Genomic DNA, 1733 nt, shown 5'->3' on the forward strand with positions numbered 1-1733 from the left:
CGCCCCATCTTCGCTACATGGCTGGTGAAGCCGGCATAGCCATGCTCGGCCACGAATGCCTGCATCACCTGCTGCACGCGCTCGTCCAGGTCATCGGGCGCCACCTGCAACACTTCACGCATGGCTTTCCACGCACTGCGCGCCGGCACCGGCAACACCGCCAGGCTGATCAGCGCCAGTACGATCGAATCCAGATAGGGCACCCAGTAGTGCCACTGGCCACCATGCAGCACCAGCGCCAATACGAAGGCCAGCACCACCGCCAGGCTCATCAAGCCCCCCAGCAACCAGCCGCGCACATCCAGCCACAGCAATGCCGACTGCAGCCTGCGGGCCCGCTGGGCCACGAACGCGGCCATGCCCAGGTTGCTGGCACTCAGCAGCGCCGCCCACCACAGCGCCGGTCCGAACTTCACTTCGTGCCCGCCGGTGGTCAAGCCGATCACCGCGTTGGCCAGCGCATACACGCAGGCCAGCGACAGGATCACCCCGCCCAGCGCCTCGACCATCGGCTCCAGGTGCCAATAGCCGTACTGGAAGCGCGGGCTGTGCTCCCGCGCCACCAGCCGCAGCACCGACAACGACACCAGGGTCAGGGCTACGTCGACCAGGCTGTAGATGCCGTCGAACAGGATGGCCTGCGATCCCACCAGCAGGCCACCGATGAAGCCGACCGCACTGACCGCCACGGTGACCCCGATCGAGAACTTCAGGATGCGTTGCTCGCGCGCGGTATCCATCGTCCGCCGAAGGGCCGACCGTACCGGCTCAGGCCTTCAGCACCTCCACCTTGTAGGACGGCACGTCGCCATCGCGCTCGATGATAAGGCCATGGACGTCCGACTCGAAGCCCGGGAAGCGCGCGTTCTGCTCGCGGGCGATGCGCAGCGACTGGATGATCGGTTCGTCGTKGKCGCCRAASCGCTCGCCSGGCATGATCGTSGGGATGCCCGGCGGATACGGCACCAGCATCGTKSCRGCGATRCGGCCGCTGATCTGCTCGATGTCGACCCGCTCGATCTCGCCCTTCACCAGGTGGTTGTAGGCATCGGCCGGGGTCATCACCGGCGTCGGCAGGTCCACGTACATCTCACGCATCACCTTGGCCACCGCGAACTCCTGGTTGAACGCATGCAATGCGTCGCACAGGTCACGCAGGCCCCAGCCGGCATAGGCATGGGGATAATCGGCGGCCAGCGACGGCAGCGCCTGGGTCAGCGGCGCGTTGCGGTSGTACAGCTCCTTGAACGCCATCAGCTCGGTAACCAGCGTGCTCCACTTGCCCTTGGTGATGCCCATCGAGAACAGGAACAGCACCGAATACAGGTTGGTCTTCTCCACGGTGATGCCGCGGCCCCACAGGAACTTGCTCAGCACCGCAGCCGGGATGCCCAGCTTGCCCATGCTGCCGTCCATCGACAGCCCCGGCGTCAACAGGGTCACCTTGATCGGATCGATCAGCACATAGTCATCGACCAGGTTCTCGAACCCGTGCCAATGCGCATCGGGCTGCAGGTACCACTCCTCGCGCTTGGCGACCAGCGGTGCCGGTGTATCGCCCTTGTCCAGGCTGCGCTCGACCTTTGTCGGTTGCCACACGCTGAACCACCAGTCATCGCGGCCCAGATCGTCGCGTACGTGCAGCATCGCCCTGCGGAAGGCGATCGCCTCGTCATGCATTTCCTGCACCAGCGAACGCCCCGCATCCCCTTCCATCATCTTCGAGGCAACAT

General features: G+C 65.2%; 2 protein-coding genes. Both read right to left on the minus strand.

Features of this window, described 5'->3' with window-relative positions:
* Positions 1-740: cation diffusion facilitator family transporter (locus AC1DJN_RS21830; RefSeq protein WP_478040238.1), on the minus strand; the 740-nt coding region annotated here is incomplete at its 3' end.
* Between the two features lie 28 nt (positions 741-768).
* On the minus strand, positions 769-1733 hold a 965-nt coding region (locus tag AC1DJN_RS21835; protein ID WP_478040240.1), incomplete at its 5' end, for an Orn/Lys/Arg family decarboxylase.

The sequence above is a fragment of the Stenotrophomonas sp. 05L414_2 genome, from assembly GCF_056397905.1.